Here is a 15,209-nt window from a genome sequence, read left to right as displayed (position 1 = left end):
ACACCGACGCCGCACCGGACCACCGCACTCATGAGAGGAACCCCTGCCGCCATGGCAATCCACCCCGCCCAGCAGGCCCGCCGGGCCGACACACCCCCCGCCGTCGACGGCCCGTGGCGTGACCCTTCGCTCAGCCCCGAGGTGAGGGTGGCCGACCTGGCGGCCCGGATGACACTCGAGGAGAAGGCCGCTCAGCTCTACGGAATCTGGGTGGGTGCCGACGCGGAGGGCGACGGAGTCGCGCCGCACCAGAACGACATGGTCGACACGGTCGACTTCGAGGACATCACCACCCGCGGACTCGGCCAGCTCACCCGGCCGTTCGGCACGGCCCCGGTGGATCCGGGCATCGGCGCCGTGTCGCTGGCCAGGGCCCAGGCCAGGATCGCCGGGGCGGGCCGGTTCGGTATCCCGGCGCTGGCCCACGAGGAGTGCCTGGCCGGCTTCACCGCCTGGGGTGCCACCGCCTATCCGGTGCCGCTCGCCTGGGGTGCGGCCTGGGACCCGGAGCTGGTCGCCGAGATGGCGTACCGGATCGGCAGCGACATGCGGTCCGTCGGTGTCCACCAGGGCCTCGCCCCGGTTCTGGACGTGGTGCGGGACCTGCGCTGGGGCCGTGTCGAGGAGACCATCGGCGAGGATCCCTACCTGGTCGCGACCATCGGTACGGCGTACGTCCGGGGCCTGGAGTCCTCCGGGATCGTCGCCACGCTCAAACACTTCGCGGGCTACTCCGCCTCGGCCGGCGCCCGTAACCTCTCGCCGGTACGGGCCGGCGCCCGGGAGATGGCCGACGTACTCCTGCCGCCGTTCGAGATGGCGGTCCGTGAGGGCGGCCCCCGTTCGGTGATGCACTCGTACGCGGAGATCGACGGAGTCCCGGCCGCCGCCGACCCGACGCTGCTGACCGGACTCCTCAGGGACACCTGGGGGTTCACCGGCACGGTCGTCGCCGACTACTTCGGCATCGGCTTCCTGGAGACCCTCCACAAGGTGGCCTCGGGCCGCGGCGACGCCGCCCGTCTGGCTCTGACGGCCGGCGTCGACGTGGAGCTGCCCACCGTGCGCAGCTACGGGGACGAGCTGGTCGCCGCCGTACGCGACGGACTCGTGGCCGAGGAACTGGTGGACCGTGCCCTGCACCGGGTCCTGCTCCAGAAGTGCGAGCTCGGCCTGCTCGACCCGGACCGGCGGGACCTGCCCACCGCTCTGCGCGGGGTGGATCCGGAGCAGGCGCGCGGCACGGTGAATCTGGACCTGCCGCAGAACCGCGCACTGGCCCGGCTGCTCGCCGAGCGGTCCTGCGTGCTGCTCGCCAATCCCGAGGCGGCCCTTCCGCTGAGCGGCGGCGGACGCATCGCGGTCGTGGGGCCCCGTGCCGACGACCCGCTGGCCATGCTCGGCTGCTACTCCTTCCCGAGCCACGTCGGGGTGCTGCACCCGGAGACGCCCATGGGCATCGAGGTACCGACGGTGCTGGAGGCGCTCCGCGAGGAGTTCCCCGGTGCGGCCATCGACCACGCGCCGGGCTGCGACGTGGACGGTACCGACGCCGCGGGCATCGAGGGCGCCGCCGCCCTGGCGGCCGGGGCGGACGTCTGCGTGGCCGTCCTCGGTGACCGGGCCGGGCTGTTCGGCCGCGGCACCTCCGGCGAAGGCTGCGACGCGGCCGACCTCGCGCTGCCCGGTCTCCAGGGTGAGCTCCTGGACGCGCTGCTCGCGACCGGCACCCCGGTGGTCCTCGTGCTGCTGACGGGACGTACGTACGCGCTCGGCGGGCGGGCGGACCGGCTGGCCGGCTGCGTGCAGGCGTTCTTCCCGGGTGAGGAGGGCGGACCGGCGCTCGCGGGCGTGCTCTCGGGGCGGGTCAACCCCTCCGGACGCCTGCCGCTGGGCGTGCCCAACGGCCCGGGCGGTCAGCCGTGGACCTATCTGCAGCCGCCGCTCGGCCGGGCCAACGGGGTCAGCAACCTGGACCCGACCCCGCTCTACCCCTTCGGCCACGGGCTCTCGTACACCTCGTTCGTCTGGGAGGCAGATGACGACGTGGCCGCCGAACTCCCCACCGACGGCGAGACCGACCTCGCCATCACGGTCCGCAACACAGGAAGCCGCGACGGGGCAGAAGTGGTCCAGCTCTACGTCCACGATCCGGTCGCCCAGACCACCCGCCCCGAGGCCCGGCTGATCGGATACGCCCGGGTGCCGCTCGCCGCGGGGGAGTCCCGCAGGGTCGGCTTCCGCTTCCATCCCGACCTGGTCTCCTTCACCGGGGCGGGCGGGCGCCGGATCGTCGAACCCGGCGATCTCGAGCTGCGCTTCGCCACGTCCAGCGACATGGCGGATGTGAAGCACACCGTGCGGCTGCGTCTCACCGGACCCGAGCGCACCGTCGACCACCGGCGGCACATGGTGTGCGCTCCGTCGCTCGGTGCGCCCCTCGCGTCGAAGTGACGACGACCGGGGGCCGCGGTCCCCGGGTACCTCGGCCCCGCGCACCCTCCTGCCCACGTGCGCGGGGCGGGCTTCGAAACTTTCGAAGCCCGCCCCGGCGCGATCACCTCCGTGCTCGCGCGAACACCGGTCGGCCCGGCCGGCGAGGGACGGCCCTGCCGGGGATTCCTCCTCCCCGCACCGTGCACACCGGCTGGGCCCGCGGCACCTCGGACGACGCCGACCGCACCGGCACCGCGCGTGGGATCGGCCCGGAAGGCGCGCACGCCGTGAAATTGCGGATGGCCGGCCCGACCGTGGTACTCCAGAACCTCCATGGTGGACACCGGTGGCATCGGGCCCAGCTGTCCCGGCCCGCCGGGGAGGCTCCGGCCGAGCGGACCGGAGCGGTACGAGGAGGCGGCAGGAATGAGCATCGAGATCCGGGACCCCGAGGGACGCGGTGCGGCCCTGGAAGTGGCCCCCGGAGGCGCGGACGGGCCCGACCGGGTCGCGATCAGGATCGAGGGCACCTCCGTGCAGGCCTCCTGGTCCTGCACACCGGCGGCGGCCAGGGAACTGGCCTCCGCACTCGTCGCGGCGGCCACCGAGGCGGAGAACGCGCGAACGGCGGAGCCCGTCACCGTCAAGGCGCATGAGCTGTTGCGCGGCGACGTACGGGACGGGGACAGGCTCATGACGGTGGAGGCCGTCAGGACCGACGGGGAGAACGTCCAGGTGACCTGGACATCCGGAAGCGGACGCAGCTGGAGCCAGATGTACGCGGCCGATGCCGACATCCCGCTGCGACGCAGGCTGCGGCAGGGCGGATGAGGCGGAGCCGCACGCGCGGCCTGTCGGGCGGCCCCGAGGAGGCGTCCGAACAGTGCCGCCACGCGGCGCGCCGACGTGTCTGTGGGTACGCTGAGCGGCGATGTTCACTCCCCAGGGCCCCACGTTGCGCGAACTGGCCGTACAGGCGTTCTCCTCGACGATGCGCGGATACGACCTGCTCGCCCCGAAGTTCGACCTGACGCCCTACCGGACCCCGGACCGGGTGCTCGAAGCCGTCACCGACGCGGTGCGGCCCCTCGGGCCGTTCGGCCGGGGTCTGGACGTCTGCTGCGGCACCGGAGCGGGTGTGGGCGTGCTGCGCGGGTTGTGCCAGGAGCGGGTCACCGGGGTCGACTTCAGTGTCGGCATGCTCGACGTCGCCCGCGCCGCGTACACCGCTGACCCCGGTGGGCCGGCGGTGGACTGGGTCCGGGCCGACGCCCTGGCGCTGCCGTTCCCGGGCGTCTTCGACCTGGCCCTGAGCCTCGGTGCGTTCGGCCATTTCCTGCCGGAGGAACGTCCCGAGCTGTTCGACCAGGTGTACGCGGCGCTGCGGCCGGGCGGACTGTTCGTCTTCCCGGTGGGTGCGCCGCCCGCGGTGGGCTCCCGCGCCTACTGGTCGCTGCTCGGCTTCGACCTGGCCATGCGGGCGCGCAATGCGCTGTGGCGCCCGCCCTTCGTCATGTACTACCGCACGTTTCCGTTGGCCGACGTGGTGGACGACCTCGTGCGGACCGGATTCACGGTGCGGTTGCTGCCGATGGAGGAGTTCGGCCGGAGGCCGGACGGCAGCCCTCACGTCCGGCTCGTGGTGGCCGCACGTGGATAGGGTTGCGACACCTCTCGTCCACTGATGGCCCCTGTGCGAAGTGGAGCCATCGTGACGACGAACGCCGCCCGTGTGCTCGCACACCCCTCGCGGGACGAGATCCGCGTGGAAGGCGTTCTCCATGCGCTGTCGGATCCCATCAGGCTCGGCATCGTGCGCCGACTGGCCACCGTGGCCGACGAGCAGGCCTGGCCCCGCGTCGATCTCCCGGTGTCCAAGTCCCGGCCCACGCACCACTTCAAGGTGCTCCGTGAGAACGGCGTGATCGCCCAGTTCTACCGAGGCGCGGCCAAGCCGAGCTCCGTTCGGACGGATGACCTGGACGCACTCTTTCCAGGCCCGCTGGACAGCGTTCTCGGTGGTGCGGAGCTGCGGGCCGAGCCCCTACGCCAGGCCTGACGCGTTCCCGCAGCCGTCCGGCAGGGCACATTTATCTCATTGACCCGTGAGCGGCGCGGGGAGATGCTTGAGCCCTGATTCCGGCGATGCGGGGGATCGCCGGAATCAGCCGCAGGACCTCGCGTGGTCTCTCAGGCGGCCGGCTGCCGCACGCTCGTACCCGAGGCCGTGGCCCACTCCACCAGCAGACGCTGGTACTCCGTCTCGTCGTCCGCGGACAGCAGCCCGCCCGACCGCTGCCACAGGGTGCGGATCTCTTCGTTGACCACGGATGCGGGGCGCGCGGCGACGGACGGGTTCGGGGACATGTCCACCAAGCTAAACCCCGGCGGGGAGCTCGGACCCCCTCAGGGGCAGGGACATCCCTCACACCTCCTCCCGGAATTCTTCACGAGCGGTCCCCGTCAGTCCGCTCCTTGTCGCGTTCCAGCAGGTCGAGCGCCCGGAGCCCGTCCGGCCGCTCCGCCACGGGCAGGTGGTCGACGAAACGCACCTCACAGCCCACGGCGGCCGCGCCGCCGTCCGCGTGGCGGTCGTCCCCGACCATGACCACGTCCGCGGGGTCACACTCCAGCAGCGCGCACGCCGTGCGGAACAGGTGCGGATCGGGCTTGGCGACGCCGTGCTCGTAGGACAGGACGTAGACGTCGACCAGCTCGTCCAGGCCGTGCGCGCGGAAGACGGGGCGCAGGTCCCAGCCGATGTTGCTCACGACACCGACCGCGGTTCCGTCACGGCGCAGCCCACGAAGCACGTCCTCGGCGTCGGGGTACGGCTGCCAGGCGGCGGGACTCATGTGGCGGTCGTACAGCTCGTCGTACAGGCCCGGGTCGGGAAGGGCCGCCTCGCGCGCCAGACCCGTGTACGCCTCCCTGTGCAGCGGCGCACTGCGGTCGCGCGCGTCCCACGCGGCGGCCAGCGACGGCGGAATCCGCTCCGGCTGCGGGCCGCCGGGCAGTGCCCCGGCCCGGGTCAGCTCCCGTGCGTAGCGTTCGAAGTCGGTCTGCTCCACCGCTGTGCCCCGCGCGTCGAGGACGGCACGCAGCCAGGCGTCGACGGGTTCGATGCGGAAGAGGGTCCCGGAGAAGTCGAAAAGTACGCCCTTGGTCTTCATGGAGCCGATCATCCTCGTTCCCGGTGAGGGCCTACAAGAGGGAGCCCCCGTCGCAGGCCTGCCGGCGGAAGCGCCGCGTGTACGCGGTATGTCCGGCCACGGAGAGCGTGACCACCGTTCCTCCCAGCAGGACCCCGCCCACCACATCGCTCAGCCAGTGCACGCCCAGGTAGACGCGTGTGAAGGCCACTCCGGCCACCGAGACCAGGGCGACCACCGCCGAGCCCCACCACAGCGCAGGCTGCGCGTCGTGCAGACGCAGCAACCACAGGAGGAGCCCGCAGGTCACCGCCGCGGTCATCACGTGACCCGAGGGGAAGGCCGCGTAGTGCGCCGAGTCCACCGGGTCGAGCCACTGCGGACGTTCCCGGCCCACAGCGGCCTTCAGACCCTGCTGTACGAGCGTGGCGAGCAGGCTGGTCGCGGCGATCCACCCGGCGAGCAGCCGTGAGCCGCGCCACCACAGGGCGATCACGACGACGGCGGTCAGCACGCGCATCGTCCAGGGGTCCCACACCCAGTCCGTCAGCACCCGGTTGGCGTGGACAAGCGTCGGTTCGGTCACCGCCCTGCGGTGCAGCGCCTCGGCCACCGTGGTGTCCAGCGACATCAGGGGTGGCCAGCGCACCGAGACCAGCACCAGGAGGACGGCGGACAGCGACGCGAGCACGAGGCCCGTGGTCAGGAAGGGCACCCGGGTGCGGGCAGGCGGAGGGAGGGGAGGGGGACACATGGGACGATTCTTGTTCATGATCCGCGCGTGAAGCTATCCCAGGGCGCGGAGTCCGGGGACGAAAGCCACCAGCAGCGGTACGGCAGGCACCAGCGCGGCGGCGGCCGTCAGTCGCAGCCGACGGCCCGCGGTCAGTCGTTCCACCGGGGCGAGCAAGCGGTTCACCCTGAGCGGGACATGGGCGCCGGACGACGGCGCCGGGCCGAACACCCCGCGATCCTCGTTGAGTTCGACGAGGGCGAGGGCGATCGTGAGGCGTCCGAAACGCCGTGAGGCGACGTCGTCCGCGGCCAGCTCGACGAGGCGGTGCATCTCATCGCGGAAGGCGGCGAACACCGGTACCTGGGGGAACCCGGTCGCGAGGGCGTCCGAGCAGTGCAGGAGCCAGTCGTGGCGGGCCTGCGCATGGCCCTGCTCGTGGGCCAGCACGGCATCGAGCTGACGACCCTTCAGCCGCCCGAGTGCGGCGGTGGTGACGACCAGTTGGGGAGCGGACCCCGGCAGCCACCATGCGTCGGGCCGTTCGCCCTCCAGCACCACGAGGCGCCCGTTGCCGGGTTCCTCGCCCGGCATCAGCGGGGAGCGGACCAGTAGTTCGGTGCGCCGCATCCTGCGGCGGACGCCGGCCCGGTGGATCTCCCGCACGAGCATGGCGGCGCTCCACACCCCGCCGAGTGCGAGCAGGACCGCGATGACGGCCGACCACGGCCCGTAAGCGCCCAGGGCGTACGCCTCGACCACGGCGTGCGGAGCGGGCGCGAAGACATGGCCGCGGACCGCCTGCCAGGCGGCGGCCGCGCTGAAGGTCATGGAGAGCCCGAACGACAACAGGACGCCCGCGACCACGCACTGCCAGACCCACAGGGCCACGACCGGCTCGCGCTCCGGCCACCGGGCCCTGGCCATCAGGCCCGGGGCCAGGACGGCAGCCAGTGCACCGAGCAGCAGCAGCGCGAGGGAGACCAACATGGGCGTCAGCCTATGAGCGCCGCGGTATCCACGGGTATGGCCGCGGGCGCCAAGTGACGTACGACACGGAGTGCGGGGCCTGTTGTCTCACAATGTGAGCAGCATGGCGAACATCGCCATTCCCATCGTCAGTCTGCACGCCAGGGCCAGCTCCGGGCGCGCACCCCAGGCCGGGCCCGTCACGCCGGCTCCGACGCCCTCGGCGGAGGCGCCGACCGGTGTGGGAGCGGGTATCAGCCGTCCTGCCGAGCGCAGGACGTAGAGCGCGTAGTAGACGAGCAGGGCTCCCGTCAGCACGGGGGCGCCCCCGGCCGTCGCCGTGTGCCCCAGGTGGCCGCCGCCGGCGTGCGCGGCCCCCGGTGCCATGGCCACGGCCATGTACACCATGGCCAGCGAGCCGACCAGGTGATGCAGGTGGTGGCCGCCGCCACTGGCGCACGCGAGTGCGTGCAGCGAGGCGGCGCCGAACACCACCGCGTACACCACCCACATCCACGCGGGGAGCGTCACCAGGGCCGGGGGCACCGCCATCGCTGCCATCCCGAACCCCATGAGCGCCTCGGCGCGGGCCGGTCCGCGCTCCCGTTCCGTACCGTCCCGGGTACGCAGCAGGCAGTACGCCCCCGTGACTCCGCACAACGCCATGAGCAGCCAGCCGGACATCGCCGGTCCGTGCACAGTGGGACCTCCCCCTACGGCGCGGCACGCCGGTGTCGTCCCATCGATGCCCCGTCCCGGCCGCTCCTACCGGGGCGCATTGGGGTGCGGGGGCGCGCGCTCGGGGCCGAGGGGGGCGTTCGGGGCCGGGTTAGTCTCGGGGCAGCACAGTCGGGACACCACCGGAGAAGAGCCACATGGACATCGCACCGGCCACGGCAGCACGGGCAGAACTGACCTTCCGCGACGCGACCGAGGACGATGTCCCGGTCCTGGTGCGACTCGTCGAGTCCGCCTACCGGGGCGACGCGAGCCGGGCCGGCTGGACCACGGAGGCGGACATCCTCCAGGGGCAGCGCACCGACGCCGACGGGGTGCGTGAGGTGCTCGCGGCGCCCTCGGGCCGGGTGCTCGTCGCCGAGCGGGACGGCGAGCCGGTCGCCTGCTGTCAGCTCGAACACCGCGGGAAGGCCGCGTACTTCGGCATGTTCGCCGTCAGCCCGGCGCTGCAGGGAGAGGGGCTCGGCAAGGTGATCATCGCCGAGGCGGAGCGCACGGCCCGCGAGGGCTGGGGTGCGAGTGAGATGCACATGACCGTGATCTCCGTGCGCGAGGAGCTGATCGCCTGGTACGAGCGGCGGGGCTACCGCCGTACGGGAGAGCTGACGCCCTTCCCGTACGGCGACGAGCGATTCGGTATCCCGCAGCGCGACGACCTCGCGTTCGAGCTGCTGGTCAAGAACCTGTAGACCGCGGGAAGCGGTGGTCCCCGCGCGGGCCTGCCGGGCGCCTCAGGCGGTGAAGCGGCCGGCGCGCCGGATCTCGGGACGGTCGGTCGTCGCGCCGTCCAGGTCCAGCGCACGGGCGAGACGCAGGTGGTCCGGGGTGTTCACCACCCAGCCGATCACCTTCAGGCCTTCGGCGTGCGCCTGCTCGACCACCTCGAGGGTGAGGCGGCGGATGTTCAGGGCGAGCGTCGCAGCGCCGACCGCCTTCGCCCGGTCCACCACGTCGGCCTCCCATCGGCTGGCGATGAGCACCGTACGCACGCCCGGGACGAGCTGCCCGATCTCGGCGACCGCCTCGTCGTGGAACGAGGACACCTCGACGCGGCCGGCCAGATCGCGTCGCAGCATCACCTCGGCCAGCGCCCGCGCTGCCGCTTCGTCCTTGATCTCGGCCTGGAGGGGCGAGCCGATCGCGTCGAGGACCTCCTCGAAGACGGGTACCCGTTCACCCTGCCCGGCGTCGAGTTCGCGGAGTTCCGCCATGGTCTTCTCGGCGATCAGACCCCGCCCGTCCGTCGTGCGGTCCACGGCGGCGTCGTGCATCACCGCGAGTGCGCCGTCCTTGCTCAGGTGGAGGTCCAGCTCGACGGCGTCCATGCCGGCCTGCTCCGCGTGTGCGAACGAGCGCAGCGTGTTCTCCGGCTCGACACCCATGACCCCGCGATGACCGATGGTGAGAAAAGTCAAGGCACTCCTGCTTCCGTCCGTCGTGTGAGCCCCGCGTGCGGCTCCTACCCCAAGGCAATCAGTTCGCGCGTGCCGCTTGGTCTCTGCCCTGCGCACCTGCCGAAGAAGTTGTCACGCCGATGTGTGGCAGGAAAAATAACGGTGACTATGAGGTGTGGCAGGATAATTTTCTGCCCTCCACTTGTCTGAAGGAACCGCTCATGGATACGGTTGCTTGACGCGAGGTTCTCCCGTGAAGGAAGTGCTATGACGGAAATTCTTGAGCATGCGACCACCACCGGTGCGATAGCTGCTGCCCAGCGGGTCGTGGAGCACCCGGCCTGGCCCGCGCTCAAGAGTGCCGTGGAGGAGCTCCGCCCCTGGCAGTCCGAGGACGGGTCCATCGACTTCGACGCCGACGGTGCCCCCTCCCTCGAAGCGGCCGGAGCCGTCGTCCGACGCGTGGTCGACGCGGTCGAGCAGCTCTCCCCGCTGCTCCCGCACGACGACGCCTACCACCGCGCGCTCGTCGCCGATCTGCGCCGCTGGGCCGCGGACGGCTTCGGCGTCCCGGACTTCCTCGACTCCCTGCTCGCCTTCCAGCCCGCCAGGAACCGTGCCGACGGTCTCCAGCACCTGGTCGTATTCGCCATGTACACCCAGAACGGCAATCCGGACCGCAATCTGGAAGCCGTCGTTCTGCGGATGGTCTGGCCCGAGTGGCTCGCCGACCTCGAGGCGACGCGTTACGACAACCCGCTGTTCTGCGGCATCACCTTCGAGGACTTCACCTCGGGCTACGACACCAACTCCGCCGTGCTCTTCCCCGAGACCATCGCCGTGCGCGAGGCGCCGGAGCGATTCAGCTGGGGCGGCATCTTCTGCGACCGTGAGGCCGCCCGTTTCCGGCGTGTGACCGAGGCGTCCGTCGACCTGCTGGGCGTCGAGCTGCCCGACGACATCCGCGAGATGATCGGCGACCAGGACCGCTGCGAGCAGGCCTTCGTGCTCTGGGACATGGTCCACGACCGTACCCACAGCCACGGTGATCTTCCGTTCGACCCCTTCATGATCAAGCAGCGCCAGCCGTTCTGGATGTACGGACTCGAGGAGCTGCGCTGCGACCTCACCGCCTTCAAGGAGGCCGTGAAGCTGGAGGCCGACGGCTTCGGTCAGGGCCGTGACGTGCAGTACGCCGTGCTCTTCGACCGGATGTTCCGCTTCCCGGTCACCGGTGAGCGCGTGCGCAACTACGACGGTCTCGGCGGCCAGCTCCTCTTCGCCTACCTTCACAAGCACGACGTGGTCCGCTGGACCGACAACACCCTCAAGATCGACTGGGCCCGTGCCCCGCAGGTCACCAACCAGCTCTGCGGTGAGATCGAGAAGCTCTACCGCGACGGCATCGACCGCCCCAAACTCGTGCACTGGTTCGCGGCGTACGACCTGGTCGCGACCTATCTCGCCCCCCACCCGGGATCCCGCTGGGCCAAGGGCCCGGACGCCCTGGACCTGAGTCTGCCGCCCCGCAAGCTCGTCGACGACGTGCTTCCGGACGAGTTTCCCCTGAGCATGTTCTATGAGGCGCTCGCGAAAAAGCTGAAGCATGTGATCGCCTCCACCAAGGGGATCACCGCGGCGGACGCCGGGCGGGCAGCCGCGTGAGCGCGGGTTCTGAGGAGGCGGTGGCGATGAACGCAACAGGCGGAACCGACAGCGGCGTGCTCGAGGGCGCGGTGGTCGCGGTGGCCGGAGCGGCGGGGCCGGCGGGTCGCGCCACCCTGCTCAGGCTCGCCGAGGCGGGCGCGACGGTGGTGGCCTCCGACGCCAACCCCGAGCGGCTCGTGGAGGCGGTCGACGCCGCGCGCTACGCGCACGGCGGAGCGACCGTCACCGGCGACACGGTCGACCTGCTCGACCCGGGAGCCGCGCGTGAATGGGCACTCAAGACGGAGAAGGAATTCGGCCGCGTCGACGGCCTGGTCCACCTCGTCGGAGGCTGGCGCGGCGGCGCCGGCTTCGCGGACACCAGTTTGGCCGACTGGGACTATCTCGAGAAGCTGCTGATCCGCACGGTCCAGTCGACGTCGCTCGCCTTCCACGACGTCCTCCAGCGCAGCGACCGGGGCCGGTACGTACTGATCAGCGCGGCCGGCGCCAGCAACCCCACCGCCGGCAACGCGGCCTACTCCGCGTCCAAGGCGGCGGCCGAAGCGTGGACACTCGCCATGGCCGACGCCTTCCGCAAGGCGGGGGCCGAGTCCGGCCTGACCTCGGCTGCTGCGATCCTGGTCGTCAAGGCACTGGTGCACGACGCGATGCGCGCCGAGCGCCCGAATGCGAAGTTCGCGGGTTTCACGGATGTCACGGAGCTGGCCGAGGCCATCGCCGGAATCTGGGACATGCCCGCCGGAGAAGTGAACGGAAAGCGTCTGTGGCTGACCCCGCAACCGTAAGGACCGATGCGCGACGTCATCACGATCCGCAGGTACGCGGTTTCGCCAGTGACAACTACGCGGGAGCGCACCCGGAGGTCCTCGCGGCCCTCGCCCTCGCCAACGGTGGCCATCAGGTCGCCTACGGTGAGGACGACTACACGGGACACCTCCAGAGGATCATGCACAGCCACTTCGGCCCGACAGCCGAAGCCTTCCCCGTCTTCAACGGCACCGGAGCCAACGTCGTCGCCCTCCAGGCGCTGACCGACCGCTGGGGTGCGGTGATCTGCGCCGAGTCCGCCCACATCAACGTCGACGAGGGCGGGGCGCCGGAGCGGGTCGGCGGCATCAAGCTGCTCACCGTGCCCACCCCGGACGGCAAGCTCACGCCCGAGCTCATCGACCGCGAGGCGTACGGCTGGGACGACGAGCACCGGGCGATGCCGCAGGTCGTGTCGATCACGCAGAACACCGAACTGGGTACCGTCTACACGCCCCAGGAGATCCGCGCCATCTGCGACCACGCTCACGAGCGGGGCATGAAGGTGCACCTCGACGGCGCCCGGATAGCCAACGCCGCCGCGTCGCTGGACGTGCCGATGCGTACATTCACCAACACGGTCGGCGTCGACGTCCTTTCCTTCGGGGGCACCAAGAACGGTGCGCTCTTCGGTGAGGCCGTCGTCGTGCTGAACCCGGACGCCGTCCGGGCCATGAAGCACCTGCGCAAGCTGTCGATGCAGCTCGCCTCCAAGATGCGCTTCGTCTCGGTCCAGCTCGAGGCGCTGCTCGCGCGGGACCTCTGGCTCCGCAACGCACGCCACGCCAACGCCATGGCCCAGCGGCTCGCCGAGGGCGTCCGGACGGTAGACGGTGTGGAGATCCTCCACCCGGTCCAGGCCAACGCCGTCTTCGCGCGGCTGCCGCACGAGGTGACCGAACGGCTGCAGAAGCGGTTCCGGTTCTACTTCTGGGACGAGAAGGCCGGGGACGTCCGCTGGATGTGTGCCTTCGACACCCGAGAGGACGACGTCGACGCCTTCGTGCAGGCGCTCAAGGAGGAGATGGCACGCCAGTAGCGGCATACTCATGCGGTCGACCGGAAATGTATTGAATCCGGTCGGCCGCATCGCTACGCTCCAGGCTCACGGAGCTGATTCAGCGGGCCCCCGACATCTCCTCTTACCTCGCCGACGACGAGGTCATCGATCACCGCCACTCCTTGGTGAGACAGATCTCCCAGCGCCTCGGTGCTGAGACGGTCGATGCATATACATACGCGGCGGCCGCCTACGGGTTCGTGCGTGACGCCATCCCGCACTCGATGGACACGGGGGACCCGCGGGTCACCTGGCGCGCGTCGGACGTCCTCGCCGCCCGTACGGGCATCTGCTTCGCCAAGTCGCATGCCCTGACCGCCCTGCTGCGGGCCGCGGGCATCCCTGCGGGGCTCTGTTACCAGCGGCTCACCGGAAGCGACGACGCGCGGCTGATCGTCCACGGCCTGGTCGCCGTACGGCTTCCCGGGTGGGATCGGTGGGCGCGGCAGGATCCGCGCGGCAACACGGGGGGGTCGACGCCCGGTTCTCGCATCGGAGGAACGGCTGGCGTGGGTGACGCGACCACAGTTCAATGAAATGGACTATCCGGTAGTCTATGACGTACCGCATGCGACGGTGCTGCATGCACTCCGGAGCTCCAGGAGCCGGGATGAGCTCTCCCTGAAGCTCCCCACCGCGCTCTGAACCCGCCCACCCGGCAGTGCCGTTGTGCCGCGAACCGACCGCCCCGAAGCAAGGCAGACGATGACCCTGACCATCACGATCTCCGACGAAGTCCGTAGCCTCGCCCCGGGCTTCACCCACCTCGCAGTCGAGGCGCGCGGCCTGGTCAACGGGCCCAGCGACCGGACCAGTTCGGCCCTGCTGGACGACGCGGCCCGCAGGCTGGCCGAGCGGCTCGGCGGACGGGCCCCGCACGAGGATCCACGCGTCGCCGCCTGGCGCGAGACGTACGCGGCCTTCGGGGCCAAGCCCTCCCGTACCCGCAACTCCGCCGAAGCCCTCGCCAGGCGCGCGCTCACCGACGGGGGACTGCCACGCATCAACCGACTGGTCGACGCCTACAACGCGCTCAGCGTCGCGCGTCTGATCCCGGTCGGGGGCGAGGACACCGACCGGATCAGGGGCGCGATGCGCCTGGTGCGCGCGACCGGCCTGGAGCGGTTCCCCACCGTGGTGGGCGGAGAGGAGGTCGTGGACCACCCCGAGGCCGGGGAGGTCGTCTGGTGCGACGACGAGGCCGTCACCTGCCGCCGGTGGAACTGGCGCCAGGGCGCGCGCACCCGCCTCACCGAGGAGACGGTGAACGCAGTGTTCCTTCTGGAGGGTCTGGCGCCCACGACGTCCTCGGAACTCGGGGCCGCGGCAGCCGAGCTCGTCGAGTCGCTCGAGAAGCTCAGCCCCGGGGTGTGGACCACGCTCCACGCGCCGTCGTGACGTCACGTCCGCTCCCGCGCGGGCGCGCCGGCTCAGCCGAGTTCGCGCGCCTCCGCGGGCGTCGGAGCGGTACCGCCGAGGTGCGCGGGAACCCACCAGGTGTCGGCCGCGTCCTTGGGGCGCACGGGATAGGCGCGCTGCGCCGCCTCCAGGAGCTCCTGCACGCGTTCACGGAGCCGGCGGGTGATGGCACCCGCGTACTGGTCCGCCGGGGCCTCCAAAGCCTCGCCCACGCGAATGGTGATCGGGGTGTGGCTGCGCCGGAAATTACGCGGGCGCCCCTTGGTCCACAGCCGCTGGGTGCCCCACAGCGCCATCGGGATCAGCGGAACGCCGGCCTCCTGGGCGAGCCGCGCGGCGCCCGACTTGAAGCTCTTCAGGGTGAAGGACTGCGAGATGGTCGCCTCGGGGAACACACCGACGATCTCGCCGGCGCGCAGCGACGCGAGCGCGTGCGCGTAGGCGTCCTCGCCCTGGTTGCGATCGACCGGGATGTGCTTCATGCCGCGCATCAGGGGTCCGGACACCTTGTGCCGGAACACCGACTCCTTCGCCATGAAGCGGACGAGCCGCTTCTGCGGCAGGGCGCCGAGTCCGGTGAAGATGAAGTCCAGATAGCTGATGTGGTTGCTGACCAGAACCGCGCCACCGGTCTTCGGGATGTGCTCCGAACCCTGGGTGTCGATCTTCAGGTCGAGCGCCTTGAACAGCGTGCGAGCGGCGCCGATGACCGGCCGATAGACGAGCTCTGCCATCTGGATGAAGACCCTTCTTCAATGCCTGGGGAGGGTTCTCCCGGCGGAAGTTACGCAGCCGTAGGTTTTCGGCATTGGGGCGATCGTGCCCCATGT

At 71.1% G+C, this 15,209-nt stretch carries 16 protein-coding genes and 1 pseudogene; 10 read left to right on the top strand and 7 right to left on the bottom strand.

Annotated features, from left to right (window positions below; all coding sequences use genetic code 11):
• Window positions 1–51: 51 nt before the first annotated feature.
• The 4 genes from ABZ441_RS15240 (at window position 52) to ABZ441_RS15225 (ending at window position 4,495) form a co-directional block, all read left to right on the top strand.
• On the top strand, window positions 52–2,454 hold the full coding sequence (locus ABZ441_RS15240) for a glycoside hydrolase family 3 N-terminal domain-containing protein (protein ID WP_358973135.1): 2,403 nt from the start codon (window positions 52–54) through the stop codon (window positions 2,452–2,454).
• Window positions 2,455–2,862: 408 nt separating this feature from the next.
• Complete coding sequence (locus ABZ441_RS15235; protein WP_358973132.1) at window positions 2,863–3,267, top strand: hypothetical protein; 405 nt, start codon at window positions 2,863–2,865, stop codon at window positions 3,265–3,267.
• Between the two features lie 100 nt (window positions 3,268–3,367).
• Window positions 3,368–4,096: a class I SAM-dependent methyltransferase gene (locus tag ABZ441_RS15230; RefSeq protein WP_358973129.1), complete on the top strand. Its 729-nt coding sequence runs from the start codon at window positions 3,368–3,370 to the stop codon at window positions 4,094–4,096.
• Window positions 4,097–4,147: 51 nt separating this feature from the next.
• Window positions 4,148–4,495, top strand: coding sequence for a transcriptional regulator (locus tag ABZ441_RS15225; protein ID WP_358973126.1), 348 nt, complete (start codon window positions 4,148–4,150; stop codon window positions 4,493–4,495).
• Window positions 4,496–4,626: 131 nt separating this feature from the next.
• Here ABZ441_RS15225 and ABZ441_RS15220 read toward each other — a convergent pair whose 3' ends face one another.
• The 5 genes from ABZ441_RS15220 to ABZ441_RS15200 form a co-directional block, all read right to left on the bottom strand.
• Window positions 4,627–4,803: a hypothetical protein gene (locus ABZ441_RS15220; protein WP_358973124.1), complete on the bottom strand. Its 177-nt coding sequence runs from the start codon at window positions 4,801–4,803 to the stop codon at window positions 4,627–4,629.
• Window positions 4,804–4,883: 80 nt separating this feature from the next.
• Window positions 4,884–5,609 (bottom strand): HAD-IA family hydrolase, encoded by a 726-nt coding sequence (locus ABZ441_RS15215; protein ID WP_358973121.1) that lies wholly within the window; start codon window positions 5,607–5,609, stop codon window positions 4,884–4,886.
• Window positions 5,610–5,640: 31 nt separating this feature from the next.
• Window positions 5,641–6,342 (bottom strand): phosphatase PAP2 family protein, encoded by a 702-nt coding sequence (locus tag ABZ441_RS15210; protein ID WP_358973118.1) that lies wholly within the window; start codon window positions 6,340–6,342, stop codon window positions 5,641–5,643.
• A gap of 33 nt (window positions 6,343–6,375) precedes the next feature.
• On the bottom strand, window positions 6,376–7,311 hold the full coding sequence (locus tag ABZ441_RS15205) for a M56 family metallopeptidase (protein ID WP_358973115.1): 936 nt from the start codon (window positions 7,309–7,311) through the stop codon (window positions 6,376–6,378).
• 87 nt (window positions 7,312–7,398) lie between these two features.
• Window positions 7,399–7,989, bottom strand: a complete 591-nt coding sequence (locus tag ABZ441_RS15200; protein ID WP_358973112.1) for a DUF5134 domain-containing protein — start codon at window positions 7,987–7,989, stop codon at window positions 7,399–7,401.
• 176 nt (window positions 7,990–8,165) lie between these two features.
• Here ABZ441_RS15200 and ABZ441_RS15195 point away from each other — a divergent pair, with 176 nt between their 5' ends.
• A complete protein-coding gene (locus ABZ441_RS15195; protein ID WP_358973109.1) occupies window positions 8,166–8,717 on the top strand; it encodes a GNAT family N-acetyltransferase in 552 nt (183 codons plus the stop codon).
• A gap of 42 nt (window positions 8,718–8,759) precedes the next feature.
• Here ABZ441_RS15195 and ABZ441_RS15190 read toward each other — a convergent pair whose 3' ends face one another.
• Window positions 8,760–9,410, bottom strand: coding sequence for a glycerophosphodiester phosphodiesterase family protein (locus tag ABZ441_RS15190; RefSeq protein ID WP_358973233.1), 651 nt, complete (start codon window positions 9,408–9,410; stop codon window positions 8,760–8,762).
• A gap of 279 nt (window positions 9,411–9,689) precedes the next feature.
• Between ABZ441_RS15190 and ABZ441_RS15185 the strand changes: the two genes are divergently transcribed.
• From ABZ441_RS15185 to ABZ441_RS15165, 5 genes and pseudogenes are all read left to right on the top strand, one after another.
• Window positions 9,690–11,087: a DUF6421 family protein gene (locus tag ABZ441_RS15185; RefSeq protein ID WP_358973106.1), complete on the top strand. Its 1,398-nt coding sequence runs from the start codon at window positions 9,690–9,692 to the stop codon at window positions 11,085–11,087.
• 26 nt (window positions 11,088–11,113) lie between these two features.
• Complete coding sequence (locus ABZ441_RS15180; RefSeq protein ID WP_358973103.1) at window positions 11,114–11,878, top strand: SDR family NAD(P)-dependent oxidoreductase; 765 nt, start codon at window positions 11,114–11,116, stop codon at window positions 11,876–11,878.
• On the top strand, window positions 11,857–12,939 hold the full coding sequence (locus ABZ441_RS15175) for a low specificity L-threonine aldolase (protein WP_358973100.1): 1,083 nt from the start codon (window positions 11,857–11,859) through the stop codon (window positions 12,937–12,939). Before ABZ441_RS15180 ends, ABZ441_RS15175 begins: the two co-directional genes overlap by 22 nt.
• A 77-nt stretch (window positions 12,940–13,016) precedes the next feature.
• A pseudogene (locus tag ABZ441_RS15170) lies at window positions 13,017–13,605 on the top strand (transglutaminase-like domain-containing protein).
• Window positions 13,606–13,665: 60 nt separating this feature from the next.
• Window positions 13,666–14,358 (top strand): phenylalanine--tRNA ligase beta subunit-related protein, encoded by a 693-nt coding sequence (locus ABZ441_RS15165; RefSeq protein WP_358973097.1) that lies wholly within the window; start codon window positions 13,666–13,668, stop codon window positions 14,356–14,358.
• Between the two features lie 32 nt (window positions 14,359–14,390).
• On the opposite strand, the gene ABZ441_RS15160 is transcribed toward ABZ441_RS15165, so the two are convergent.
• The gene (locus ABZ441_RS15160) at window positions 14,391–15,113 is read right to left on the bottom strand and encodes a lysophospholipid acyltransferase family protein (RefSeq protein WP_358973094.1); all 723 of its coding nucleotides are present in this window, start codon (window positions 15,111–15,113) and stop codon (window positions 14,391–14,393) included.
• Window positions 15,114–15,209: the final 96 nt, after the last annotated feature.

It is taken from the genome of Streptomyces sp. NPDC005752, assembly GCF_040630715.1.
Lineage (GTDB): Bacteria > Actinomycetota > Actinomycetes > Streptomycetales > Streptomycetaceae > Streptomyces.
This window is presented reverse-complemented; position numbering and strand designations above follow the sequence as displayed.

Coding starts and splice junctions, on each gene's coding strand:
- ABZ441_RS15240 (WP_358973135.1), top strand. CDS start 52: ATGGCAATCCACCCCGCCCAGCAGGCCCGCCGGGCCGACACACCCCCC.
- ABZ441_RS15235 (WP_358973132.1), top strand. CDS start 2,863: ATGAGCATCGAGATCCGGGACCCCGAGGGACGCGGTGCGGCCCTGGAA.
- ABZ441_RS15230 (WP_358973129.1), top strand. CDS start 3,368: ATGTTCACTCCCCAGGGCCCCACGTTGCGCGAACTGGCCGTACAGGCG.
- ABZ441_RS15220 (WP_358973124.1), bottom strand. CDS start 4,803: ATGTCCCCGAACCCGTCCGTCGCCGCGCGCCCCGCATCCGTGGTCAAC.
- ABZ441_RS15215 (WP_358973121.1), bottom strand. CDS start 5,609: ATGAAGACCAAGGGCGTACTTTTCGACTTCTCCGGGACCCTCTTCCGC.
- ABZ441_RS15210 (WP_358973118.1), bottom strand. CDS start 6,342: ATGTGTCCCCCTCCCCTCCCTCCGCCTGCCCGCACCCGGGTGCCCTTC.
- ABZ441_RS15205 (WP_358973115.1), bottom strand. CDS start 7,311: ATGTTGGTCTCCCTCGCGCTGCTGCTGCTCGGTGCACTGGCTGCCGTC.
- ABZ441_RS15195 (WP_358973109.1), top strand. CDS start 8,166: ATGGACATCGCACCGGCCACGGCAGCACGGGCAGAACTGACCTTCCGC.
- ABZ441_RS15190 (WP_358973233.1), bottom strand. CDS start 9,410: ATGGGTGTCGAGCCGGAGAACACGCTGCGCTCGTTCGCACACGCGGAG.
- ABZ441_RS15185 (WP_358973106.1), top strand. CDS start 9,690: ATGACGGAAATTCTTGAGCATGCGACCACCACCGGTGCGATAGCTGCT.
- ABZ441_RS15180 (WP_358973103.1), top strand. CDS start 11,114: ATGAACGCAACAGGCGGAACCGACAGCGGCGTGCTCGAGGGCGCGGTG.
- ABZ441_RS15165 (WP_358973097.1), top strand. CDS start 13,666: ATGACCCTGACCATCACGATCTCCGACGAAGTCCGTAGCCTCGCCCCG.
- ABZ441_RS15160 (WP_358973094.1), bottom strand. CDS start 15,113: ATGGCAGAGCTCGTCTATCGGCCGGTCATCGGCGCCGCTCGCACGCTG.